Raw genomic sequence first — 24,484 nt, forward strand, 5'->3', positions numbered from 1 at the left:
TCACCGGACACCCTTCACCGCGCGTACCTCAGCGGGCCCGGCTCACCGCGCCTACTTCACCGGACACCCTTCACCGCGTGTACCTCAGCGGGCCCGGCTCACCGCGCCTACCTCCACCTAGCTCACCGGATCTGGGTGGCGCGTCAGGCCGTAGTCCTCCTGGGCGCCTTGTTCGGTGACGCGGCCTGCGGCGAGGTCGGCGAGCACCGCTTCGTGGTCCCGCTCGTACGGGGAGCCCATTCCGCCTCCGCCCGTCGTCTCCACCACGAAAGCCTCACCTGCGGCGAACCGCACATTGTTCACCTTCGACGCGAGCCGCTCGACCGCCCCGTCCAGGTGCCGCTTGAAGAAGCCGCCGAGCCGCCCCGGCAGCCCGCCGTCGCGTCCCGGCGGGGCCAGACGCAATCGGTCGCCCCGCGTCGTGACATGGCAGTCCGCCAGGAACCGGTACACGGTCCGCGACCCCAGCCCGCCGCGATGCCGCCCGGGGCCGCCGGAGTCGGGGATGGTCTCGATCGACTCGACGACCAGCGGGCAGCGGCTCTCCACCGGCTCGGCCTGCGGCACCGAGTTCCGGCCGATGCCGAAGTGCACGCCCGTCGCATCCGGCCCGTCGAGCCCCTGCCGCGCGCCGACACCGCCGAAGTCGTACGAGAGGTGGATCCAGTACGGCGCCCTGACGGCCGCGATGGAGAACGGCTGGAGGATGCCGCTGGGCGCGATCGCCCGCTCCGGGACGGCGTCCGACAGCGCCTGGAAGATGGCCTCCATGGCCGCGTAGATCGGCACGTACCGCCCGCCGCACGGGTAGGGGGAGCGGGCGTTGAGCAGCGACCCCTCCGGCAGCCGCACCTCGATCGCGCGCAGGCAGCCGTCGTTCATGGGAATGGTCGGATCGAGGAAGCAGCGCACCGCGAACACGGCCGCGGCCAGCGACTGCGACGCGGACGCGTTGATCGCCGCCGGCACCTGCGACCCGGTCCCAGCGAAATCCACCACAACCCGCACCTCGGGAACCCGGGGAACCCGCGTCTCGGGAACCCCGGCGATCACCTCGGGGGACTGCGGCTCGACGCCCGCCGAGCCGCCCTGTCCGGCGCCCTCGGAGGGGTCGTGTTCCAGGGTGATGGCAACCCGGATGTAGTGCGATTTTTCGTGATCGATCCCGTCGTCGTCGATCGGGTAGGACGCCTCGAAACGGCCCTCGGGCAGGTCGGCCAGCGCGGTCCGCGTCCTGGCCTCCGTGTAGTCGAGGTAGTCGTCGATCCCCGCCGCCAGCCCTTCGGCGCCGTACTCCGCGACCAGCGCGCCGACCCGGGCGGCCGCCACCGCGGTGCCCGCCACGAGCGCCCGCACGTCGCCCATGACCTTGTCCGGTGTACGGCTGTTGGCCCGGAGAATGGCCTCCACGGCCGGTTCGAGACCGCCGGACGTCGCCAGCCGTACAGGAGGAAGCTGGAGCCCTTCGAGGAAGATGTCGGTGGCCAGCGGCGCCATGCCACCGGCGGACAGCCCGCCCAGGTCCGACACGTGGATCATGGTCGCGGCGAAGTACGCGGGCCGGTCCCCGACGAAGACGGGACGGTAGACGAGCAGGTCGTTGGTGTGCACGCCGCCCCGGTAGGCGTCGTTGAGCACGTACACGTCACCGGGACGCATCGTCTCCAGGGGCACGTCCCGGATGAGCTCGGGCAGGGCGACCTTGAGCGCCATGCTGTTCATGAGCGTGGTGGCCATGGAGTGCGCGATCAGCCGCCCGCGCGCGTCCAGGACGGCGGCGGACGCGTCGGACCCCTCGACGATGAACGTCGAGTACGCCGACCGCACGACGACGATACTCGCCTCCTCGGCGGCGACCACCAGCGCGTTCCGCAGCACCTCGGCGGTCAGCACGTCACTGCTCATGCGGCTCCTCGGTCAGGTGCCCGGCCCGCGTCGGCCGAGTTCGTCAGGTGTACGGCCCGCGCCGGGCCGAGTGCGGCGGTCCACCCGGGCGGCACCACGATCGTGGACTCGGCGTCCTCGATGATCCCGGGGCCGGACAGCACCGCCAGCGTGTCCCGGGTGTGCACCGGCACCTCGGCGTATCCGCCCAGCTCGGCGAAGTACGCGAGCCGCGCCCCGACCGGGCCGGAGGCAGCGGCGGGGACCTGCGTGACCGCCGGGCCGTCGGTGGCGGGCAGGGTGACGCGGACCCGGTAGCTGACGATCTCCACCTCGCCCCGCTGCGAGATCCCGTACACCTGCTCGTACCTCTCGAAGAACCGCGCCTCCAGCTCCGCACGCGCCGAGCTCCACGCCACGGTCAGATCATGCGACTGCCCCTTGAACCGCACGTCCACCGACCGGGAGACCCGCACCCCGGGATCCGACGGCGACACCCCGAGATCATCCGCAGCCGACGCGGCCAGTGCCCCGAACACCTCCGAGGGATCCGCGGCGTCCAGCCGTGACAGCACCCGGTCCGTCGACAGGTCGGCCACCAGCAGCCCGGCCGCCGACGCGACCCCGCAGTGGGCGGGCACCACCACGGTCCCGATCCCGAACCGCTCCGCCACCCGCGCCGCGTGCATCGGCCCCGCCCCGCCGAACGCCACCAGCGCGTACCCACGCGGATCGATCCCCCGCTGCACGGTCACCACGTGCACGGCCGACGCCATCGAGGCGCTGACGATCTCGTGCACGGCATGCGCCGCCGCCGCCCTGGACACCCCGAGCGGCCCCGCCAGCCGGTCCAGCGCCTTGTCGGCGAGCGGCGCGGAGAGCGGGATCGAGGCCGAGGACAGGTAGCCGAGCACCAGGTTCGCGTCCGTCACCGTCGGCTCGGAGCCGCCCAGGCCGTAGCAGGCCGGTCCGGGGTCGGAGCCCGCCGAGTGCGGGCCGACGCGTAGCGCGCCCGCGGCGTCCAGCCAGGCGACGCTGCCGCCGCCCGCGCCCACCTCGGCCAGGTCGATGGCCGGGGTCTTGATCGGTACCCCGGTCCCGGCCCGCCGCCCGCCGAAGCTGCCCTTGCCGCCCACGTGGAACTCGTGCGTGATCTCCGGCCGCCCGTCCCGCACCACGCAGGTCTTGGCGGTGGTCCCGCCCATGTCGAACGAGATGACGTTCGCGAACCCGCTGCCCGCGGCCGCGAGCACCCCGGCCGCCGGGCCGGACTCGATCATGGCGACCGCCCGCCTGGCCGCCAGCTCGGCGGAGATCACGCCACCGCTCGACTCCATGACGTGGACGGGCGCGTGCACGCCCAACGCGGCCAGCCGTTCGCTCAGCTTGGAGAGGTACGAGGCCATGATCGGCCCGATATAGGCGGACATGATGGTCGTCGTGGCCCGCTCGTATTCGCGGATCTCCGGCCACACCTCGGACGAGGTGACCACGTTCTCGACCGATTCACGCAGGATCGCGGCCACCTGCCGCTCATGTGCGGGGTTGGCGTAGGAGTGCAGCAGGCACACCGCCGCCGACGTGATGCCCCGCCGCGCGATCTCGGCCGCCGCCCGCCGTACCGAATCGAGGTCGAGGGGCGTCAGTACGACCCCGCGCGCCGACACCCGTTCCACCACCTCGAAGCAGTCGCCCGCGGCCACCGGCGGGGGCGGCGGGGTGAAGCGCAGGTCGTAGCGGTCCTCCTCGACCCGGGCGTAACGGCCCAGCGGGATGACCGAGCGGAAGCCCTGGGTGGTGACATAGGCCACCCGCACGCCCTTGCGTTCGAGCACGGCGTTGGTGGCCAGCGTGGTGGCGTGCACGACCCGGGTGACCAGTGCGGGGTCCACGCCGGTGAGTACTCGTGTAACACCGTTCGCTATTCCGACGATGGGGTCGTAGGGGGTGCTCAAACACTTGGCTACCGTTACCTCGCCCAAAGGACCGCGCAGGACCACGTCAGTGAAGGTTCCGCCCACGTCGACGCCGATCGCGTAGCCCATTCAGGTACCGTAGACGTCCGAGCAAGCGCTTGTCTACGAGCTCATCTATTGACTTCCGGTGGGTGATTGGGACCCTTATTTCTAATAACTGCGAAATGGGAGCGGAGATGGCGCGTCTCACAGCTCTTGCCGGAGGTGTCGCGGCGACACTCGTGCTGCTCGCACTGCCCGCGGCAGCGCACGAGCACCCCAGCGGGATCACCGACCTGGTGACTCCGGCCGTGGTGCGCGTGGAAGCCTCCTCTCACGTCGAGATCACTCTGCTCGATCACGTGGGCGAGCTGTTGCATGTGGAACGGTCCTACGACATCCCCATAGGCGTGGGGACGGGCATCGTGGTCAATCCCGAGGGTGCCGTCGTCACGCTCACCCGTGTGGTCAAGACCGACAACGACGTGGCGGTGTACGCCGCCAACAAGATCTACGCCGAGCACCACAAGGTGAAGATCCCGCTCGACTACAAGCGGCACAAGCTCAAGGATCCCCTGCTTCAGCATCACCTGAAAGAGTGCTACCCGCCCAAGACCAGCGTGTCGACCTGCATCATCAACGTCACCACCAACGTCACGATATTTCCGAACGTCTCCCCGGCCGACCCCAAGGGCCTCAAGGCCGACATCGTCAAGGTCGGCGCGACGCCCGACAGCCCGGCCGTGCTGATCCCCTCGGGCCGCGTTGTCGGCAGCGTCGGCATGCCCACCGCCCCCCTCGCCGACAAGGTGCCCGACCAGCAGGGCTCGCCCACCAACGTGGCCGGGTTCACCGACCGCCCCGGCGTGAACGTCAAGGAGACGGTGGAGATCGCGCATCTGGGCAAGGGCGGCGGCGGTGGCCAGGACACCGGCCGGCAGTTCTCCGACCCGGAGAAGAAGGTCGACGAGCCCGCGAAGCTCGGCGCTCTGACCGACCGCGGCCTGCGCGGCGCGCCGGTCATCGGGGACAAGGACGGCCACGTCATCGGCATGCTCATCGGTGGTGGCAAGGACGCCAGGATGATCGGCGTCAGGGAGATCGTCGCCGCGCTGGCCAAGGCCGGGGTCGCGCCGCGCCGTGGCGCCATCGACGCCGCGTTCGAGGCGGCACTGACCCGCTACCACACCAAGTACTACACCGAGGCCGCACCGGGCTTCCAGCGCGTGCTGGAGCTCTACCCGGGCAACGTGGTGGCGGCGAACCTGCTGAAGACCTCCCTGCAGAAGCGCGGCGGCCCGGAGGACGCGGGCAGCAAGCAGGCCGTGGCACCGGCGCCCCGGAGCATGCCGCTCTGGCCGTTCATCGTCGCCGCCGCGGTGCTGTTCGTGGCCGCGGCCGCCGGGGCGTTCCTGCTGTGGCGGCGCCGCCGTACTCCTGAGGAGAAACCGGACCAGCCACCGCCACTCGTCGCGGCGGCGGCAGCGGCGGCGGTATCGTCGGCGCCGACCTCACCGCCACTGCCGCTCGACGAGGGCGCGAACCAGACCGTCGTGGTCCGCAGGTCGCAGCCCTTCCAGGTGATCCCGAAGCAACAGCAGGTGCTCACCGAGCAGGACCAGCCGTCCGTCAAATACTGCACCGCGTGCGGAATGCGGCTGGGGGCCGCGCATCGCTTCTGCGGTTACTGCGGCCACCCCATCGAGACGTGATGCCGGTGAATGACAGATCGCTCGTGGGCCAGGAGGTGGCCGGTTATTACATCGAGGACATCGTCGGTAAGGGCGGCATGGCCGTCGTCTACCTGGCGCTCGATCCGAGGCTGAGCCGCCGGGTGGCGTTAAAGATCCTCAACCCGGTGCTCAGCGTCGATGACCGGTTCAGGCAGCGGTTCATCCTGGAGTCCAGAACGGTCGCCAGCATCGAACACCCCAACATCATCCCGATCTATGAGGCGAACGCCGACGCCGACGGCGTGCTCTACATCGCGATGCGCTACGTCGACGGGCTCGACCTGCGCCGCCTCATCTACGACCGGGGAGCGCTGCCGATCGGGCAGGCGAACCAGATCGTCGCCCAGGTGGCCGCCGCGCTCGACGCCGCGCACGCGCACGACCTGATCCACCGTGACGTGAAACCGGCCAACATCCTGCTGGCCGGCGACCACGTCTACCTGACCGACTTCGGCATCACCAAGCACCGTACGTCCATCTCCGGGCTCACCCAGACCGACCAGTTCATCGGGACGCCGCGCTACATGGCGCCCGAGCAGATCAACAAGGAGCACATCGACGGCAGGTGCGACCAGTACGCGCTGGCCTGCGTCGCCTATGAGGCGCTGTCGGGGCGGCTGCCGTTCCCGCGTGACAACGACATCGCGCTGCTCTGGGCGCACCTGGCCGAGCAGCCCACGCCGCTGTCGCAGGTCAGGCCGGAGCTGCCGATCGAGGTCGACGGCGTCATGATGCGGGCGCTGGCCAAGTCGCCCGAACAGCGCTACCCGTCGTGCACCGCGTTCGTCACCGCGCTGCGCGACGCGATCAGCGGCCAGCCCGGCGTGCCCCTTCCCACCCAGCCGACGGCCGGACGCCAGCGCCGGAAAGCCGACCCCGGCGGCCCCGCCCGCCCGAGCCGGCTGCCGCTCGTGGTGGCCACGCTGATCGCGGCCATCGCGGCGCTGACCCTGGTCGTGTTGATCGTCATGACCCAGAAGGGCGACTCCTGGGCCCGCTACCAGAGCACCACCGCCGCCCCGCTCACCTTCGATTACCCGGCCGACTGGACCGTCAAGACACACGGCGACCTGTTCGCGGTGGCCTCGCCGCATGCCTCCGAGTTCGAGGGGATGTTCGTCTCCGGCGCGGCCGCGGACTGGACCGCGGTGAACCAGGTCATCACCGGCGACGCCGACAACGCCGTGGGCGTCTACGTGCAGGTCTCCGACGCGCTCAGCGCCAGCGCGACCGCCGCCCAGATGAAGGCCATGCTCGAAGGGCTGCTGCCCGGCGAGATCGTGGTGGACCAGCCCGTCCCCGACCGGGCGGGCGACAGCGACGCCACGCGGTACGACGGCTCCCTGCGCGACCGCAACAGCGGCAACCGGCTCGGCTTCGTCAGCTACGTCATCGATCGCCGGCCCAAGCCGGTGCTGGTGCTCTACTTCTGCGCCAAGAACCGCTGCGACGACACCACCCAGGGCCGCGTCAGGCAGAGCGTCCACCTCTCCTGACATCTCACCATGCGGACTAGATTGTCGGTTTTTGGCTGGGCTATATGTATATTTTCCGCTAGAAGGCGTATATGGCGGGAGATATTTCATGCAGGCGTTCCCCAGGGTGCTCTTCGACGAGGCCCACAGCGAGTCGTGGACCATCCGGCGTGATGTCGCGGAGGCCATCAACCCCGCGCACCCCGACGACAACAGCTACGCCCGCGCGGCGGAGCTGCTGCGGCGTCTGGGGCACACGGTGACGGCCCGGCTGGCGGGCCCGCTGGACGCGGGAACGCTCCAGGAGCAGGACGTCCTGGTCATCGCGCATCCGTCGGGGGAGCGGTGGGAGCGCACCACGGGGCAGGGGAGTCCCGTGTTCTCGGCCGCCGAGATCGACGCCGTGGAGGCGTTCGTGGCGGGTGGCGGCGGGCTGGTCGTGCTGGCCGAGGAGGAGCAGGACAAGTACGGCAACAACCTGGCCGAGTTGCTGGGCCGCTTCGGGGTGGGCGTCGAGCACACCACCGTGCGGGACCCCGGCCACGCGCACCGCGGGGTGGCCACCTGGGTGCTCGGCGAGCGGGTCACGAGCGACGGGCTGCTGGCCGGGGTCAAGGCCGCCTGCTTCTACCGCTCCGGCGTGCTGACCCTCGCGAATCCGGCCGCTGATGGTCGCGCCGCTGGCGGTCGCGATGCCGGTGGGGTGGACGCCACCGTGCTGTTCGCCAGCTCGGCGAGCGCGGATCCGGCGGGTGCGGCGCTGGCCGTCGCGGTGCGGCACGGGCGGGGCCGGGTGGTCGTGTTCGCCGACTCGGACCTGTTCGGCGACGACTCGATCGAGGACCACGACCACCGCGCGCTGTGGGGGAACGTGATCACCTGGGCGGCCCGCGTGCCGGACGACAGCGCCGCCGTCTCCCGGGACGAGCGCAAGGCGAGCCTGTTCGCCGACCTCAAGGCGACGGTCGAGGAGCTGCGCCCGCTCCAGGTCAAGGACGGCTCGGTGTCCGCCGACAAGCCCCGGGCCAAGGAGCTGGTGACCACGATCGGCGGCGAGCTGGCCGAGATCGCGCCATATTTCCCCCAGGACGCCGCCTACCTGGCAGCGGTCCGCGACGACCTGACCAAGTGGATCGCCCAGGACCTGGGCGTACCGGACTTCCTGGACTCCCTTGATCTGTTCCACCCCGACACCCAGCGGGTGGACGGCCTGGAGCACCTGGTCGTCTTCCCCATGTACACCCAGAACGGCAACCCGGACCGCAACCTGGAGGCCGTCTGGCTCCGCACGATCTGGCCGGACTGGCTGGCCGAGCTGGAGTCGTCCGGCTACGACAACCCGATGTTCGTGCCGATCGCCTTCGAGGACTTCACCTCCGGCTACGACACCCACTCGGCCGTGCTCTTCCCCGAGACCGTCGCCGTACGGCAGGCGCCCGAGCGGTTCACCTGGGGCGGCATCTTCGCCGACCGGGAGGCCGCCAGGTTCCGGCGGGTCGCCACGGCGGCCACCGCGACGCTCAAGCTCGACCTGCCGCCCGACGCGGCCCGGCTGCTGGAGTCGCAGCGGCTGGCCCAGGACACCTTCGTCATGTGGGACCTGATCCACGACCGTACCCACAGCCACGGTGACCTGCCGTTCGACCCGTTCATGATCAAGCAGCGCATGCCGTACTGGCTGTACTCGCTCGAAGAGCTGCGCTGCGACCTGACCGCGTTCGGCGAGGCCGTACGGCTGGAGGAGAAGGGCGTGCCGCACGCGCGCTACGTTCAGCACGCGATCCTGTTCGACCGGCTGTTCCGCTTCCCGATCACCGGTGAGCGGGTGCGTAACTACGACGGGCTCGGCGGGCAGTTGCTCTTCGCGTACCTGCACCGCAACGACGTGGTGCGGTGGACCGACAACCGGCTCACGGTCGACTGGGCGCGCGTGGCGGGCGGCGTGGCCGACCTGCGGGGCGAGGTCGAGAAGCTGTACCGGGACAGCATCGACCGGTCCAAGCTGGCGCACTGGCTGGCGGCGTACGAGCTGGTGAGCGGGTACGTCGAGCCGAACCCCGGATCGACCTGGGCCAAGGGGATCCAGGCGCTGCCGGAGGAGCAGAAGGCCAAGGTGGACGCGGTGCTGCCGGACGAGTTCCCGCTGAGCATGTTCTACGAGGCACTGCGCCGTAAGCTGGGCGAAGTGGTCGAATCGACTAGGGGGATCCGGGCATGATCATTCTGGTTACGGGTGCCGGGGGGCCCACCGGCCAGGCCGTTTCCGGATTTTTCCGGAAAAATGGGCACACGGTGATCGGTGTCGGCAGGGGCGACGTCGACCTCCTCGACCGCGCGGCCGTACAGGCGCTCGCGGACCGGATCGCCGCCGAGCACGGCCACGTCGACGGGGTGGTGCACCTGGTCGGCGGCTGGCGCGGCGCGAACTCGTTCGCCGAGACCGACCTCGACGACTGGGACGCCCTGCACGACCTGCTGATCCGCACGCTCCAGCACGTCTCGCTGGCCTTCGAGCCGCTGCTGCGCAAGAGCCCGAACGGCCGGTTCGTGATCGTCTCCGCCAAGGCGGCCGAGCACCCCACGGCGGGCGGCGCCCCCTACGCGGCGGCCAAGGCGGCCGCGGAGGCGTGGACCCTCGCCCTCGCCGACGCCCTGAAGGACACCGGCAGCGCGGCGGTCATCCTGGTCGTCAAGGCCCTGGTGAACGACGCCATGCGGGCCGCCAAACCGGACGCCCGTTTTGCCGGGTTCACCGACGTCAATACGCTGGCCGAGGCGATCGGCGACCTCTACGACCGGCCCGCCGCCCAGCTCAACGGCACCCGATTGGACCTCGCTCAGTGATCTCCCGGCACGACCCTCAGCTCAAAAGCTTCGCCAGCGACAACTACGCGGGGGTGCACCCGGAGATCCTGAGCGCCATCGCCGACGCCAACGGCGGCCACCAGATCGCCTACGGCGACGACGTCTACACCGAGGCCCTGCGCGAGGTCTTCCAGCGGCACTTCGGCGAGCGGGCGCAGGCGTGGCCGGTGTTCAACGGCACCGCCGCGAACGTCGTCTCGCTCCGCGCCATGACCGCCCACTGGGAGGCGGTCATCTGCCCCGAGACCGCCCACATCCACACCGACGAGGGCGGCGCGCCGGAGGTCGTGGGCGGCATCAAGCTGCTGACCGTACCCACGCCCGACGGCAAGCTCACTCCCGAGCTGATCGACCGCCAGGCCTGGGGCTTCGGCGACGTCCATCGCCCCCAGCCGCGCGTCGTGTCCATCTCCAACACCACCGAACTCGGCACCCTCTACACCCCCGAGCAGATCGCGGCCGTCTGCGCCCACGCGCACGACCGGGGGCTCCTCGTCCACCTCGACGGCTCCCGCCTCACGAACGCCGCCGCCGCCCTCGACGTCCCGATGCGGGCGCTGACCACCGACGCGGGCGTCGACGTCCTCTCCTTCGGCGGCACCAAGATCGGCATGCTGTACGGCGAGGCGGTCGTGGTGCTCAACCCCGAGGCGGCCACCGGCGTCGACTATCTCCGCAAGACGTTCATGCAGCTGTCGTCGAAGATGCGGTTCGTGTCCGCCCAGTTCGAGGCGCTGCTCTCCGGCGACCTGTGGCTGCGCAACGCCCGCCAGGCCAACGCCATGGGGCGGCGGCTGGCGGCGGCGGTCCGCGACATCCCCGGTGTCGAGCTGCCGCGGCCGGTGGAGGCGAACGCGGTGTTCGCGGTGCTGCCGCGTGAGGTGACGGAGCGGCTGCAGAAGCGGTTCCGGTTCTACACCTGGAACGAGGCGACGGGGGAGGTGCGGTGGATGTGCGCCTTCGACACCACGGAAGCGGATGTGGACGCCTTCGCGGCCGCCATCTGGGAGGAGATGCGCTGACGCGCGCCGGGCCTGAGGGGCTCAGCGGTTGAGTGCGAGGCGGGCGGCCTGCCAGCCGCCCATGCCGTGTACCGCGGCCCCGGGCGGCGTGGCCGCCGAGCAGAGGAACACCCCCGGCAGCGGCGTCCGCCAGGGCGCCACCGACCACACCGGCCGCCGGACGAACTGCCCCAGACTGGCCAGCCCGCCCCCGATGTCGCCACCCACCAGGTTGGGATTGCCCGCCTCCAACTCGGCGGGCCCCATCGCGTGCCTGGCCAGCACCCGATCGCGGAACCCGGGCGCGAACCGCTCGATCTGCCCCTCGACGGCGTCCGTCATGTCGACTCGGGACCCGTTCGGCACATGACAGTAGGCCCACAACGTATGCCCGCCCCGGCTGTCATCGGCCGCGTACGGCTGCACGAGCAGCACGTACGGCCGCGGTGAGTGCCGCCCGCGAGCCATCTCGGCCTCGCTGAGCGCGATCTCCTCCAGCGTCCCCCCGAGATGCACCGTGCCGGCCGCCGCCACCGCCGGATCCCGCCAGGGCACCGGCCCGTCGAGCGCCCAGTCCAGCTTGAACACCCCTGGCCCGTACCGATAGCGCTCCAGCCCCCTGCGATACCCCGCCGGCAGCTCCGCCATCGCCAGGAACTGCCGGGGGGTCACATCGAGCACCACCGTCTCCGCGTCCAGCTCCCTCAGCCGGCGTACCCGGTGCCCGCTGACCGCCTCCCCGCCCAACGCCCTGAACCTGGCCACCAGCGCGTCGGCCAGCACCTGCGACCCGCCTTTCACCACCGGCCATCCCACCAGATGAGCCAGGGCGCCCAGGAGCAGGCCGTACCCGCTCGTGATGGGCGAGCGCAGGTCGAGCATCGAATGGGCGGCCATGCCCGCGAGCACCGCCCGCCCCTCGACGGTCCTGAACGCCCGCCGCGCGAGCGTCGTGACAGGCAGCGCCGCCGCCACCCCGAACCTGGCCGCCTGCGCGAACGCCCGCGGCCTCGGCTCCCACGGCCCGAGCGGCTTGAGCATCAGATCGACCAGCGGCAACCCGGCCCGCGCCGCCGCCCCCACCGTCGCCTGCCACACCGCCGCATCCCTGCCCAACCCGGCCGCGGTACGGCGGGCATCGCGGTGCACGAGCACGGCGGGGCGATCGTCGAGCGGATGAGCGACGACCACCTCGGGATGCACGAACTCGACCGCCCCGAGACCGGCCGCCTTGACCTCGGCCGCCCCCAGACCGGCCGCCCCGAGACCGGGGTCCCTGGAGTCGGGCTCCTTGGGCGCAGACTCGCTGATACCCAGCTCCCGGAAGGCGGGTGAGGCCAGCGCCATCGCCATCACGGTCGCACCCATGTCGTGCACCCGCCCAGGCAGCGTCAGCTCCGCCGACCGCAGCCCACCACCGAACTGGTCGGCCGCCTCCAGCAGCACCACCTCGCGCCCCGCCTGAGCCAGCAGAATGGCCGCGACGAGCCCGTTCGGCCCGGACCCCACCACCACCGCGTCGCCACTCATCCCGGCCCCGCCCTCGCTTCGCGCACCCTCGCTTCGCGCGCGCACGCGCTCACCGCAGCCCTGAACCCGTCTCGCGCCCTTGCGCGCTCATGGCAGTCCTGCCCCCGCACGCTCACTCCAGCCCGCCCCCGTCGCGCGCTGTCGCGCGGTCACTTCAGGATCGTCGGGTACGGCTGCGCGCCGCGCTGCTTGAGCATCTCGGTCATGAGCTTGATCTCGCCGGTCTGCCCGTTGACGATCTTCTGGGCCATGCTGACCACCTCGTCCCGCGTGGACAGCTTCAGCAGCCCCTCGGCCATCTGCACACCGCCCTCGTGGTGGCGGATCATCAGCTGCAGATACAGCACTTCGGCGGCCGTGCCCTGCAACTCCTTGAGCTTGGTCAGCTCGTCCGGCGTGGCCATGCCCGGCATCAGCCCGGCCACGGAAACGGTCGCCGTGCCCGATCCGCCGTGGCCGTGCTCGGCCATCCACGCCATCGGCCGCCGGTCGGTGGCCTGATCGAGCTCCCACTGCTGCAACCACCCCATGAACATGCCCCGCTGGTTGGACTGGGTGGTGATGATGTCGTAGGCCAGGTTACGGACGTCCTTGGACTGCGTCTTGTCCCTGATCGTGAACGACATGTCGACGGCCTGCGCGTGATGCGTGGCCATGTCGCGAGCGAACCCGGCCTCCGCCGAGGTGTCGCCGGGCGTGCCGCCCCGGCCCCACACGAGGAAGATCCCCGCTGCGACGAGGACCAGCACGGCGCAAGCGATGAGCAGCGAATTTTTAGCGGGCTTTTCCATGGCTTGTCCAGCGTACCCATCCCGTGGCCGAGGCGGGTCCGCCCACTTAGGTCCCTCTTATTCTCCGCATACTGCCCAAGGGCATAGGGTGACCCGGAGTTGGCACGCCGATGGAGGAACGATGACGAAGGAGAAGGCGCAGGCGCGCCGCGAGCATCTGCAGAAGATGCGAGCGCAGCAGAAGAGCAAGGAGCGCCGCGCCGCGCTGCTGATGTGGGGGGCAGGCGGACTCGTCATCGTGCTGCTCGTCGGAGTGGTCGGTTTCTACATGGTCAAGCAGGCCAAAGAGACGTCACTCGGTGCCGTGGCCAATTACAAGTACGATGCGGGCCAGCACGTCTGGAACGCGGTCACGTACAAGGAGAACCCGCCGGTCGGTGGTCAGCACAACAACTACTGGCAGCAGTGCGCGATCTATGACAAGCCCATCCACAACGAGCACGCCGTCCACTCGATGGAGCACGGCGCCCTGTGGATCACATACCGCCCCGACCTGCCCCAGGCGCAGATCGACGTGCTGAAGAAGACCGCCGCCTCGACGGGCCAGCAGGACTACATGCTGCTCAGCCCGTACCCGAACCTGCCCGCCCCGGTCGTGGCATCATCCTGGGGCCACCAGCTCAAGCTGGACAAGGCCGACGACCCGAAGCTCGCGGCGTTCATCAAGAAATACCAGAACGGCCCGGACACCCCTGAACCCGGCGCGGTCTGCGGCGGCGCCGACGCCATCACCACCACGGCAGACCAGGCCCCCCTCCCACCCGAGCCCAAGGGCACGCAATCCCAGCCCCCGATGGAAACCATCAGCCCCAGCGCCAGCCCCACCAACAAATAACCCCAAGCTCGGGCCTCCCTGACGGTCGGACTGCGCTTCCCAGGGGGGCTCCGCCCCCCTTCGACCCCCCGAAAAGCATGGTCTTCGCTTTCGCTCAGGCTGCCTTCTTGGGGGGCTTCGCCTTTGGGCGGGGGCCTGCCGGCCCCCGCAGCCCCCGGACGCGATCCCTTGTATTCGGCAAGACGGGGTTTCACTATTGCCGCTGGTCGCCCATGTCGTTTCGGGATGGGGAGCGGCCCTGAGGTAACTCAGAGCGGAATTCAGCTTGATTCCCGCCAGCGTGCTACCGGGTGGGCATGGACGGTCGTAGGGCTGGCAGGGAATTCATCACCACTCCCAGAAGTGGCTGCTTGGGGGCCCGCCCGGAGGTCCTCTGACTATGAGGCGAGACCACCTGCCCGGCGTGCTGACGACACGCCGGGTTCGTCTCGTCCGACACCCGCATCCGCATGCTTCGGACGAGACAAGCGGTTGCTGGGCTGTCTGGGGATTGGTTCGCGGCGCAGATCCGACACGTGCACGACCAGAGCCCTGGCAAGCGTGGACTCCAGCGTGTGCAGGTCGTTCTGCGGGACGTCCCGCAGAACCGTCTCACCGCCGAACGGGGAGACGCCTTTCACCCCCCAGACGTGATAGTCGCCCGAGGTGTAGACGTGTGCCTCGCGGCGTAGGTATGGGCATGCGGTGATCGCTTCTGGCAGGCAGTTCCGGCAGATAGGCGGTTTGCTGAGGCGTCCGGAGACGGCGGGCGGCTCGGCGTGGAAGACCCACGCGAGGCGCCCTGTGCCGGGGTCCGACGCCGGGCCCTGGCACACCTGGCAGAGCCTGCCGAGCATGCATTCGCGCTGCCGAAGGGTGTGCATCTCATCGTATTGGACACTTCCACGGCGGAGCGTCTTCTGCCGGGCCCACAGCACACCCATGTTCCAGTCGCTCGCCACGGGGTCGGTGTAAGACAGCCGCCACCCACTCAGCGACCACGTGTCCCGAATGACGGTGAGGTTGACCGCAACGTTCTCCTCGCTGAAAGCGGTGACGTACGGCACGACTGCCTGAGCGGCGATCACCATGAGTCCCCCGTCCGGAGCGGCAATCCCCGCAGGGGCATGACCCGCTTCGGCTTGGTGCCGGGCTGCGGAACAGGGGGCCTACGGGGCTGGAGTGCGGCGGCGGCACCTGCTGGAAAGGGCGTCCGCGCGGGGGATGCGGACTGGTGACCGTCCATGACGTGGACCCTAAGGCCGCTCCAGGGAAGCCCTCAACGATTATTCTCGAATATTCGAATTCTCTGACAGGAGCATCATCCGCGAGAATGGCCAGCATTTATGGGAGGGACTCCATCGCCCTAGTGATGAGTTGGCGCGCCTTGGCTCCGTAACTGGCGTCGGCCGCCAGCCGGTCGAAGACTCGCCCGTAAAGGGCGATTTCTTGAGGCTGAGTTAGCGTGAGCTCCGCGCCGATGGTCTCCACCAGCACCCGTTCCTCATCAAAGATCCAGAAGCCGTGCTTGGGCGACTCGGCGAGCTCCGCGTCGAAGCCCAGGACGCCCACGCGAATGGTGCTCATCGAGCACATCGCCACGAGACGGTCGAGTTGGCCCGCCATGACTTCCGGCGGGCAAAGCCGATACCTGAGCACCGCCTCCGTGAGTACGAAGTGCAGGCGTTTCCCCGGCCGATACAGCACCTCTTGGCGCTGCATGCGTACTCGGACGCCCTCGTCGACGTCGTCGGGCAGGTTGTGGCGTTTCACCGATTGGGCGAGCCGATAGCGCGCATAGTCGGGGGTCTGCAGCAGACCTGGGACCACTGTGGTCTCCAGAGCCCTGATGTAAGTGGCGCTGGCCTCCAACGCGATGCTCGCGCGCTGGCGTTCCGACGTGCCCGCGCCGAGCCGCTGCCGCCACTCGGCATACATCGTCTCCAAGACTTCCAGCCGGGCGAGAAGCGGTCCGGCGGCCGCCTCATCGCCGCAGACGCGCGCCCATACCGCGATGTCGCTTCTGGTCGGCGTCTGTCTGCCCGTCTCGATCTTGCTGACCTTGGATTGCGGCCAGTCGAGAAGCCCCGCGAGAGCCGTGCCCGTGAACCCGGCACCCTGTCGCACCTCTCGGAGCCGTTGGCCGAGAGCCTCACGTGCCTCTTGTAGTCGCGCCACGATGGATAGTTTCTACCGCCCTGCGTACTGCTCGTACGGCTCGGCGTAGTGCCAGGCGGCATCGCGCCACTGGCAGTGGCGCAGGACGATCTCTGGATCGGTCGTGAGTTCGTGCCTGAGGGGCCGGTCGTCGGCGTCGAAGTTGAGCAGGACGAGTCGCGCGGAGTCAAACAGTGCGAAGTCGTGTTCAGGCAATTCGAGATCGGCCGCGCGCTTGCGAGACAGGTACCGGATGTCCTCGCCCGCCGCGGTGCTAAGTGGTGTGCCGGCGAGCAGCCAGCGCGCGTAGTCGCCGTGCGGCTCGGTGAGAACGCGTACTCGCTCGACGCGCTTGCCCTGTCCGGTGGCCGCTTTCATGCGGGTTAGCCATGGCCTGGTCGCGCGTTCCGGGTCGGGCTGCCCGGCGAGGAATCTCCGGAGCGACTCGTGTTCGGAAGGCACGTCGTACCGATCGCGTACTTCGAACTTGAACGCGGTGTGTTGGAAGGTGCTCCACAGCGAGTCGAAGTCGGCCGGGATGAGAAGGGGCACTCAGGAACCTTCGGCGAAGCGGAGGAGCTCTTTGGGGATCTCCACGAAGTTCTCGCCGGGGAGGACGTTGCGCAGCTCGGCGAGGGCTTCGGGGTCGGTCACCGTGTCGCCCTGGACGACGTAGGTGCCGCGGTCGGTCTCGTACAGGGTGGGGCACTGGCCGTCGTCGGACGTGCTGCCGAGGAATCGGAGTTTCATGCTCGGAGCCTGCCTGGGTATTCGAGAATTGATGGCTAACTGCGATGGTGATTGGAGAATAGTCGGCAGTCAAGAGCGCACGAACACTGCCGGGCGCGCCCGGTTCACGGACACGGGATCGACGCCCTCGCGTGCGCGTCTGGACCGACTTGGGACGGGCACTCGACAGACTGCGCGATCATGTGGGCATGGCCCTTGCAACCCCCTCCGAAGGTCGCCTCGCATAGCCGGACCTGATCAAGGTGTGGTTCCAGTTCGTACCTCGGGAAGACTGGCTTCCCTACAACACAGAAGGGCTCTGGGCCACGCGCTTGAGCCGGGATACCGCCCGTGTGGCGAACGTCCCATTCCTGCAGGACGGGGTTGCCGAGGGCGACGTGGTGGGCTTCACCACCGACGACGACGGTCTTCACTGGGCCAGTGGACGGGTGGAAGCGTCGGGCAACTGCACGGTCCGGGTCCTGCCAGTACCCGATGGACCGCTGGGGCGAAGCGCGAAGGCCGTGCACGAGCAGTTGGCACTGTTCGGCTTGGGCGGGGAATCCTTCAGCGCGGAGCTTCCTCTGGTCGCCTTCACCGTGCCGGCTGACGCAGATCTTGGACAGATAAAGGAGCTGCTGACGCGGGGCCAAGCGGATGGCTGGTGGCACTTCGAGGAGTCCTGCATCACCGACGCCTGGCGAAGCGCTTAACGATCACCCGTCTGCCGTTGCCTGCTTTTCGGATGTGTCCACAAGCGCCCATACCGCTGAACTCTCGTTGCCCGTGCGGCGAACGCCCCACTTCGCCGACAGCTCATCTACCAGCCACAACCCCCGCCCACAGAGCTCACCGTCGCCCGGGATTCGCGGAAAGGGCACGGTGGCGGCCCCCTCGTCGAGGACCTCGATACCGATCAGGCCGTCTCCGGTGTCGACGACCCCGATCCGCACCCAGCCCTCACCGGAGCGGGAGTGGACGATGGCATTCGTCACCAGCTCACTCGTCACCAGCAGCGCGTCACCGATATTCCGGCACTTCGCAGCCGTGAGTACCGCAGCCGTGCACCGCCGCGCCACCGAGACCGACGCGCCTACGCCGGGCAGAAAGAAGTGACCCAGGTGCCTGCACATTGCAGTGCCGCTCATTGATGGATCTGCCAGGTCCGCCGCAACTACGCCAGAAGGGACTCCTCCGTAAACGGACCACTCGCTATTGGCCGCTCCGCTCACAGGCTCACCTCGCCGTTCACTCATGGGCTGGGCTTACGACCTCGCCATCCGCGTGGGGATCGCATCAACGTGTAGCTGTATGATGACTCAGCGTATAGATTTGGCGCAAGTGGATCTGCAAATTTGCAGTTCGATTCTTCCTGCGCAACTCGTGGCGTGCGCCTGTGACATGCGGAACACTGAGAGTCACAGCAGAAGGAGGGCCGGACATGGTCGGGGGACGAGGCCCCACTCTCCGCCGCCGCAGGCTGGCATCGGAGCTTCGCATCCTGCGTGAGCGTGCTGGAATCACCGGGGAGCAGGCGGGCGCTGAACTCGGGTGGTCGGTCAGCAAGATCAGCCGGATCGAGACATGCCAGGTCGGTGTCAGGGCACGCGATCTCGCGGCTCTTCTCGATCTGTACGGCGTCTCGGGCAACAGGCGAGACGCGCTCACGGAGCTTGCACGGACCGCCGCCCTGCGTGGGTGGTGGGATACCTACGAGTCGATCCCCACGGAGTACGCCAACTACATCAGTTTGGAGTCCGAGGCCAGGACTATCCGATGCTTCTCGCAAACCCTGATCCACGGCTTGCTGCAGACCGAGGACTATGCTCACGCGGTCATCCGGGCGGCCTTGATCCCGTTTGCGCCCGCCGCTGAGATCGACCGTCGGGTTGAGGTTCGTATGACGCGGCAGAAGATCCTCAAGCAAGATCCTCCGCTGAATGTCTGGATGATCCTCGATCAGGCAGCCCTCTACCGGGTGGTCGGCGATCGAGACATCATGCGGCGACAGTGTGAGTTCTTGATCCAACAGGGTGAGCTACCAAATGTGACGATTCAGATCCTCACGAGCGCTGTCGGGGCACACCCCGGCGCGACCACTCCCTTCTCCATCTTGGCCTTCCCCGAGGTGTACGACCCTGACGTGGTCTACATCGAGACACTGACAAGTAGCCTGTGGATTGAGAACGACAGTGAGGTTCATCGATACAGTCTCGCCTTTGATCAACTTCGCGCAATCGCCGTGAGCCCTGATGAGTCGGCGGAGTTGATCTCTCAGGCGGCCGGCCGTCTACAGATGGAAAGAGGACCCGCGAGACATGCACAGCAACCCGATCGACCCCGCCACCCTCACCTGGCGGAAGAGTCGGCGCAGTGACGGGGGCAATGGGTGTGTGGAGGTCGCAATTGCTGACGCCGCGCCGGCCGACGCCCTCCACAAGGCGAACCGGGGACCTCTGGTGCTCATCCGCGACAGCGAGAACCCCAACGGCCCTGTCCTGGCGTTCACCGACCGTGAGCTCAAGGCATTCTTCGGCGGCGTGAAGGACGGCGAATTCGATGACCTGATCTGACTTGACCTGTGGCGATCACGCTCGTCATCGCCAAAAAGGCTTTTGTGCTCCGCTCGCAAGCGCCCGCTCACGCCGTCGCCTTCGTCTCCCGCCAGGACAATTCGCGGACGATCTCGCCCGCGGTGACTCGGGGAACCCCACCGTAGCAACCCCGTAGATAGCCGCGCTCGAGATTCTCCTCCTTGCGTGGCTTGGCGTCCGTCAGCGGGTACAACTCAGTTTCGCCGGAGCGCTTCTTCGCCGTGATCCATACCTGGTCGCGGTTGAGCGGACGATCGAGCACCGCACTGCCCAGCAGGGTCGCGTCATGTGTCGTGAAGATCACCTGCGCGTTGTGCGGATTCGACGCGGGGTCCTGGAAGGCGCGCACGACCTCGGCGGCGAGTGCGGGATGCAGGCTCGAATCCAATTCGTCTACCAGGAGGACCGACCCCCGGTCCAGCACGGTGAGCATGGGCTCCAGGAAGGCGAACCACGCATGAGTGCCCAGTGACTCCTCGGTGCCGAAATCCAGCGGTGCCTCACCACCGTCCGGGGTGCGGTGCCACAACCTGATCTCGCCGGTCTCAGGGTCGGTATCGAGACGCGTAACCCCAAGGTCGGCCGGTTGCAGCAACCGCACGATTCGTTGCTCGTAGATCTCCGCTCGATCCGGACGCATGAGCAGGGCTCTGGTCGAGTTCGTCGAGGATTTCAGATTCCTGCCCGGTGTGACGAGCCGCAAATCGTTCAGGAACCATCTGTGTATCACGGACAACTGGGGATCGTTGAGGGTTGCACCCACGGATAGGAACAGAGCATTGGGACGGGTCAACTTGACCAGGGAATCTCGCTCTCCCTTGAAGCCCTCTCCTTTGAAGATGAACTCTCCGCCGGCTGAGTCCGGGCGGCCCGCCTCTCGGTCGAACCAGATGTTGCGCCGACCGTGCGGGTAGGCGTGCAGCCATTCCGCTTCCACTCTCTCGTCCGACAACTCGAAGCCGTAGGTGTAGCGAACAGGTTCTCGGCCCAGCGTGAGATCCACTTCGAACAGGCTCGTCTCCTCGCGGGAGGTCCTGCGGCTCATCGAGGCGAGCGTTGCGATGGACGAGCCGATGACCTCAGAGCTATTGACGGAACTCAAGGAAGGGCTGAGACGGCAGGTACGCGAACTGGGCGGCGAGGACTTCGCTGTGCTCAGCCAGGAGAGGAAGCCCGTCGTCTCAGAGCCGGCCGACCAGTACTGGTGCGCTGCCCGCCCTCGAACTGCCCGGCCGCCTTCAACCAACCGCTCCCGCCGCTTCTGCTCGGCGGGTGTGTACCCGCCCCTCTGCCCGAACCGCATGCCTCGCTCGTAGACCCGGTACGGCGAACAGCCGCGACCAATGACTCCACGAATTCAACCTGTGTACAACCAGCCGCAATTCCCGACACGACTCCAGCAATTAAGGTGCTACCGCTTGCGAAGCCTCATCGTGCCGGGTGACGGTCACGGATGATGCGCTTGGCCCCGAGCTGATCGACGCGCGAGTGTTGCGCTTCATCGGACCTGAGGGCGGTTCGGTCTCGCCTTGGACGAATCGGCGCGGAATCCAGCACTTCGCCGGCGAGCTGACAATAACCGCCACTCGCCACGTATTGGCGGGTGGCGGTTATTGTCAAACGGCATGCGATTGACGATGATTACTGCCAGAGTTGCCAGGCGCCCGTTCTGGTCACGCGAAAGTTGCCGCCCCCCTGCGCGACGACCGACTGGGCGTTGGGGAAGTTCGTGGTGCAGTAGTCGGTATACCGCTGAAGATCGTTCGATGAGAGTGACTGGGGGCTGAAGCAGCCGACGATGCGAGTGCCCGCTGCGTTCGGCACCCCGTTGAACAGCGAATTGAAGTCGATGGCCTGGAATCCGCCGGAGCCGTGGTAGCCACGGACATTCTGGTAGTCGGGCCCGACCTGGTTCCAGAGCACGATTACGGAGACACAGTCTCCCATGGCTCCGGTGATGACCTGGTTGTCTCCCGCAGGCAGAGTCTGCGTCGGCGCAGGCGTAGATTGCTGGGTTAGATTCATCGATTTCCCCTCCGCGTCCCCATAGGCATAAGTTGCCCCGTAACTGCCTCTTCCGACTGATTACCGTACCTGCCAATGGGCGATCTGGCTAGAATCAAGCATTCATGATCTTTAAGTGATGATTTTGCGCCAATAAACAAATGGGCACGCATAAAGGTTTACGGCGATGCGCTCGAAAGAATTAAGGGCCGCCGCTCCCGAGTGCATGAAGGGATGCTCCTATCGATGTCAAGCGATCGATTCAAACCGAACGCTGGCAGGACAGGACTGCGGAGATCGTCAACTTGGACGCACTGCTGACTGCCTTGGTCAAGCACGCCCTCCCGGGCCGGAAATGCCGTCCGAGATCGCCGCGGCTACGTGTTCAGCCGGCCAGGGTCCGCAGATCGGTCACGTTGTACGTACTGGCGGCCGGCCCGCTCACGGCGGCGCCGATAGGCGCGTCAGTCGCTCGCGAGCGCGGCGTGGACCGATGAGACCGCGCTCGCACCTTCGCCGACAGCGGTGGCCACTCGTTTCGTCGAGCCTGAGCGGAGGTCGCCGACCGCGAAGACCCGGGGCGCGCTCGTCTGGAACGGCAGGGGCATACCAGACGATCCGGCGGGCAACCGGCTGTCCGTGAGGACGAAGCCGTTGTCGTCCTTGGCCACGCCCACCAGCCAGCTCGACACCGGGTCGGCGCCGATGAAGCAGAACAGCGCGCGGCAGGCCAGTCGGTCTCGGCGTCCACCGGACCTCTCGACGACGATCGACGCGAGAGTGTCGTCGCCGGCCAGTTCGCGGACCATGCTGCTGGTGTGGACGTGGATCCGGGGATGCGCCCGGACGCGGTCGGTCAGGTAGGACGACATCCGAGCCCCGAGATCGGCGCCGCGGATGATCAGATCCACCGTCGCGCCGCGGGCGGCAAGGGAGAGGGCTGCCTGCCCAGCGGAGTTGGCGCCCCCGACGACCGTCACCGGCTGTTCCTCGAACTCTCGGACGTCCAGCTCGGTCGCCGCGTACCGGATGCAGCCCGACTTCTCGAAGGTCGCCCATTGCGGGATGTCGAGGCGCCGGTAGCGAGCCCCGGTGGCGGCGATCACCGCGCGACATTCAATGCGTGAGCCGTCCTCCAGCAGGACGGCTGTCCGTCGGTCATCGGAGAGGTCGAGGCCCGCCACCGCACAGGGCGAGTGGATCCGCACGCCGAACTTGAGCGCCTGGACCATCGCCAGCCGGGTGAGGCTCGCACCGCTGACCCCCTGTGGAAAGCCCAGGTAGTTCTCGATCCGGGCGCTCTTGGCGGCCTGGCCGCCGAGCCCGTCGCGGTCCAGCAACACGGTGACGAGGCCCTCGGACGCCCCGTACACGGCGGCGGCCAGACCCGCCGGGCCGGCGCCCACCACGACGAGATCGACGGGACGTCCGTCGGGCCGGTAGGTGAGGCCGAGCGCCTTGGCGACCGTGCCGGGCGTCGCGTGCCGCAGCACTGAACCGCCGACAACCGCCGCCGGGAGTTCGTCCTCCGTGAGCCCGGCCGATGTCATCAGCGAACGCCCGGCGTGCGAGGTCGCATCGAGCCAGGAATGCGGCAGGAGCAGCTGCGCCACATAGGTACGCAGATCGAGCGTCTCCGCGGCGTCCGGCCGGCCGACGATCTCCAGGGCGTTGCCGGCCACCGAGCGGATGAACTCGCGCCGCTCCCGGAACGCCTCAAGCAGGAGGTCGGCGATGTCGGCCTGCTCGGCGAGGACCCGGCGCAACATCGCCGCACCGATCCGGACGGCTGTCCCGGCGGTCACCACGCGAGCGGTCAGGTAGACGTGCTGACCGGTCAGCAGGCTGAGCTCACCGAGGAAGTCGCCGGGGCCACCTTGGTAGATCCGGCGTTCCGGCTCGATCGCCGTCGCCTCCCGGACGATGTCCACCGTCGCCGTCAGGAGCAGATAGAAGTCGTAGGAGTCGTCGCCGGAGGCGTACAGATCCCGGCCGACCTCGACGTGCTCCACCTCGCCGTACTCGGCGAGCCGGCGGAACTGCTCGTCGTCCAGGACCGGCTCACGCTGTGCCGCGCCGTCGTTCACGTGGAACCTTTCGCCAGAGGCTGATCGCGGGTCAGCGTAGGCCCGGGCACTTGACGATCACTGCACGGCCGGCTCCACGAACAGTTCCCTCGTCATCAAGTGGACCGATCTAGCCTGGCGTCGTCGTGCAGGTCGGGCGTCCAAGAACAGGTCGGAAATGAGATCAAGAAAACGGGGCATGGGGCTGGCGTTCCACACCTGGGCGGTCTACTCGCCGTCCCGGCGGCACCGGTCTTCGCGGGATTGAGCGGTGTCGTTCTTTCTCGAGTTCGTGCGCGATCCCATGACGATCGGCGCGGTCGCGCCGAGCAGCCCGGCACTGGCCAGGGCGGCGACCGCGGTTGTGCCCAGAACCGGCTCTCCGGTCGTCGTGGAGCTCGGTCCGGGTACCGGCTCGTTCACCGAAGCCATCCAGCAGCGCCTCGCCGGACGCGGCCGGCACATAGCCGTCGAGGTCAATCCGCGGTTCGCGGACAAGCTGGGCGCCCTCCACCCGGCGGTCGACGTCGTGCACGCGGACGCGGCCGACCTGGTCACGGTGCTGGCGCAGCGTGGGCTGCGCCAGGCCGATGTCGTGGTCAGTGGCCTTCCGTGGGCGGCATTCACCGAGAATCATCAGCGCGAGGTGTTGTCCGCCGTGGTGGATGCCCTGTCGCCGCACGGCGTGTTCACCACATTCGCCTACGTGCATGCCTGGTGGGCGCCACCGGCCCGGCGACTGCTGCGCTCCATGCGGTCGCGGTTCGACGAGGTGGTCATCAGCCGGACGGTGTGGGCGAATCTCCCGCCCGCGCTGGTCTACTACTGCCGTCGCCCAGCGGAGGTCGACGAGACCGGCGCGGTGCCGTCACGCCACGGCTGAACC

At 68.4% G+C, this 24,484-nt stretch carries 22 protein-coding genes; 10 read left to right on the forward strand and 12 right to left on the reverse strand.

Going from position 1 to position 24,484, the window contains the following annotated elements:
* Nucleotides 1-117: 117 nt before the first annotated feature.
* On the reverse strand, nt 118-1,905 hold the full coding sequence (locus tag AB0F17_RS06435) for a hydantoinase B/oxoprolinase family protein (protein ID WP_358017177.1): 1,788 nt from the start codon (nt 1,903-1,905) through the stop codon (nt 118-120).
* Nucleotides 1,902-3,929 (reverse strand): hydantoinase/oxoprolinase family protein, encoded by a 2,028-nt coding sequence (locus AB0F17_RS06440; RefSeq protein WP_358017180.1) that lies wholly within the window; start codon nt 3,927-3,929, stop codon nt 1,902-1,904. The genes AB0F17_RS06435 and AB0F17_RS06440 overlap by 4 nt, the downstream gene beginning before the upstream one ends.
* 107 nt (nt 3,930-4,036) lie before the next feature.
* Between AB0F17_RS06440 and AB0F17_RS06445 the strand changes: the two genes are divergently transcribed.
* The 5 genes from AB0F17_RS06445 (at nt 4,037) to AB0F17_RS06465 (ending at nt 10,934) form a co-directional block, all read left to right on the forward strand.
* Nucleotides 4,037-5,551, forward strand: a complete 1,515-nt coding sequence (locus AB0F17_RS06445) for a hypothetical protein (protein ID WP_358017183.1) — start codon at nt 4,037-4,039, stop codon at nt 5,549-5,551.
* Nucleotides 5,551-7,068 carry a serine/threonine-protein kinase gene (locus AB0F17_RS06450; RefSeq protein WP_358017186.1) on the forward strand — a complete coding sequence of 506 codons (1,518 nt, stop codon included), beginning with the start codon at nt 5,551-5,553 and terminating at the stop codon, nt 7,066-7,068. The genes AB0F17_RS06445 and AB0F17_RS06450 overlap by 1 nt, the downstream gene beginning before the upstream one ends.
* An 88-nt stretch (nt 7,069-7,156) precedes the next feature.
* Nucleotides 7,157-9,265 (forward strand): DUF6421 family protein, encoded by a 2,109-nt coding sequence (locus AB0F17_RS06455; RefSeq protein ID WP_358017189.1) that lies wholly within the window; start codon nt 7,157-7,159, stop codon nt 9,263-9,265.
* Nucleotides 9,262-9,891 carry an SDR family NAD(P)-dependent oxidoreductase gene (locus AB0F17_RS06460; protein WP_358017191.1) on the forward strand — a complete coding sequence of 210 codons (630 nt, stop codon included), beginning with the start codon at nt 9,262-9,264 and terminating at the stop codon, nt 9,889-9,891. The genes AB0F17_RS06455 and AB0F17_RS06460 overlap by 4 nt, the downstream gene beginning before the upstream one ends.
* Entirely contained in the window at nt 9,888-10,934 is a 1,047-nt protein-coding gene (locus tag AB0F17_RS06465) for a low specificity L-threonine aldolase (protein WP_358017194.1), read from the forward strand. The genes AB0F17_RS06460 and AB0F17_RS06465 overlap by 4 nt, the downstream gene beginning before the upstream one ends.
* Before the next feature lie 21 nt (nt 10,935-10,955).
* Here the strand turns inward: AB0F17_RS06465 and AB0F17_RS06470 are convergent, their stop codons facing one another.
* Together AB0F17_RS06470 and AB0F17_RS06475 are read right to left on the reverse strand one after the other, a co-directional pair.
* Nucleotides 10,956-12,443 carry an NAD(P)/FAD-dependent oxidoreductase gene (locus AB0F17_RS06470; RefSeq protein WP_358017197.1) on the reverse strand — a complete coding sequence of 496 codons (1,488 nt, stop codon included), beginning with the start codon at nt 12,441-12,443 and terminating at the stop codon, nt 10,956-10,958.
* 149 nt (nt 12,444-12,592) lie between these two features.
* Entirely contained in the window at nt 12,593-13,234 is a 642-nt protein-coding gene (locus AB0F17_RS06475; protein ID WP_358017200.1) for a DUF305 domain-containing protein, read from the reverse strand.
* A gap of 121 nt (nt 13,235-13,355) precedes the next feature.
* On the opposite strand from AB0F17_RS06475, the gene AB0F17_RS06480 reads away from it, so the two are divergent.
* Nucleotides 13,356-14,069 (forward strand): DUF3105 domain-containing protein, encoded by a 714-nt coding sequence (locus tag AB0F17_RS06480; protein ID WP_358017203.1) that lies wholly within the window; start codon nt 13,356-13,358, stop codon nt 14,067-14,069.
* A 377-nt stretch (nt 14,070-14,446) separates the two neighbouring features.
* On the opposite strand, the gene AB0F17_RS06485 is transcribed toward AB0F17_RS06480, so the two are convergent.
* The 4 genes from AB0F17_RS06485 to AB0F17_RS06500 all read right to left on the reverse strand — a co-directional run bounded on the left by AB0F17_RS06485 (nt 14,447) and on the right by AB0F17_RS06500 (nt 16,955).
* Nucleotides 14,447-15,139 carry a hypothetical protein gene (locus AB0F17_RS06485; protein ID WP_358017206.1) on the reverse strand — a complete coding sequence of 231 codons (693 nt, stop codon included), beginning with the start codon at nt 15,137-15,139 and terminating at the stop codon, nt 14,447-14,449.
* 253 nt (nt 15,140-15,392) lie between these two features.
* Nucleotides 15,393-16,226 carry a helix-turn-helix transcriptional regulator gene (locus tag AB0F17_RS06490; protein WP_358017209.1) on the reverse strand — a complete coding sequence of 278 codons (834 nt, stop codon included), beginning with the start codon at nt 16,224-16,226 and terminating at the stop codon, nt 15,393-15,395.
* A 12-nt stretch (nt 16,227-16,238) separates the two neighbouring features.
* Entirely contained in the window at nt 16,239-16,757 is a 519-nt protein-coding gene (locus AB0F17_RS06495; RefSeq protein WP_358017212.1) for a DUF6879 family protein, read from the reverse strand.
* Nucleotides 16,758-16,955 (reverse strand): hypothetical protein, encoded by a 198-nt coding sequence (locus tag AB0F17_RS06500; RefSeq protein WP_358017215.1) that lies wholly within the window; start codon nt 16,953-16,955, stop codon nt 16,758-16,760.
* A 242-nt stretch (nt 16,956-17,197) separates the two neighbouring features.
* Between AB0F17_RS06500 and AB0F17_RS06505 the strand changes: the two genes are divergently transcribed.
* Entirely contained in the window at nt 17,198-17,647 is a 450-nt protein-coding gene (locus AB0F17_RS06505; RefSeq protein ID WP_358017218.1) for a DUF4265 domain-containing protein, read from the forward strand.
* A 3-nt stretch (nt 17,648-17,650) separates the two neighbouring features.
* Here AB0F17_RS06505 and AB0F17_RS06510 read toward each other — a convergent pair whose 3' ends face one another.
* Nucleotides 17,651-18,082 (reverse strand): ATP-binding protein, encoded by a 432-nt coding sequence (locus AB0F17_RS06510; protein WP_358017221.1) that lies wholly within the window; start codon nt 18,080-18,082, stop codon nt 17,651-17,653.
* A 293-nt stretch (nt 18,083-18,375) separates the two neighbouring features.
* On the opposite strand from AB0F17_RS06510, the gene AB0F17_RS06515 reads away from it, so the two are divergent.
* The gene (locus tag AB0F17_RS06515) at nt 18,376-19,311 is read left to right on the forward strand and encodes a helix-turn-helix transcriptional regulator (protein ID WP_358017224.1); all 936 of its coding nucleotides are present in this window, start codon (nt 18,376-18,378) and stop codon (nt 19,309-19,311) included.
* 16 nt (nt 19,312-19,327) lie between these two features.
* Nucleotides 19,328-19,507, forward strand: a complete 180-nt coding sequence (locus tag AB0F17_RS06520) for a DUF397 domain-containing protein (protein WP_358017227.1) — start codon at nt 19,328-19,330, stop codon at nt 19,505-19,507.
* 67 nt (nt 19,508-19,574) lie between these two features.
* Here the strand turns inward: AB0F17_RS06520 and AB0F17_RS06525 are convergent, their stop codons facing one another.
* From AB0F17_RS06525 to AB0F17_RS06535, 3 genes are all read right to left on the reverse strand, one after another.
* Nucleotides 19,575-20,831, reverse strand: a complete 1,257-nt coding sequence (locus AB0F17_RS06525; protein ID WP_358017230.1) for an AAA family ATPase — start codon at nt 20,829-20,831, stop codon at nt 19,575-19,577.
* 338 nt (nt 20,832-21,169) lie between these two features.
* On the reverse strand, nt 21,170-21,553 hold the full coding sequence (locus AB0F17_RS06530; RefSeq protein WP_358017233.1) for a hypothetical protein: 384 nt from the start codon (nt 21,551-21,553) through the stop codon (nt 21,170-21,172).
* A 443-nt stretch (nt 21,554-21,996) separates the two neighbouring features.
* Entirely contained in the window at nt 21,997-23,619 is a 1,623-nt protein-coding gene (locus AB0F17_RS06535) for an FAD-dependent oxidoreductase (RefSeq protein WP_358017236.1), read from the reverse strand.
* A gap of 250 nt (nt 23,620-23,869) precedes the next feature.
* Here AB0F17_RS06535 and AB0F17_RS06540 point away from each other — a divergent pair, with 250 nt between their 5' ends.
* On the forward strand, nt 23,870-24,481 hold the full coding sequence (locus AB0F17_RS06540) for a methyltransferase domain-containing protein (RefSeq protein ID WP_358017239.1): 612 nt from the start codon (nt 23,870-23,872) through the stop codon (nt 24,479-24,481).
* The last annotated feature ends 3 nt before the right edge of the window (nt 24,482-24,484 follow it).

It is taken from the genome of Nonomuraea sp. NPDC026600 (genome assembly GCF_040638335.1).
Taxonomy (GTDB): Bacteria; Actinomycetota; Actinomycetes; order Streptosporangiales; family Streptosporangiaceae; genus Nonomuraea.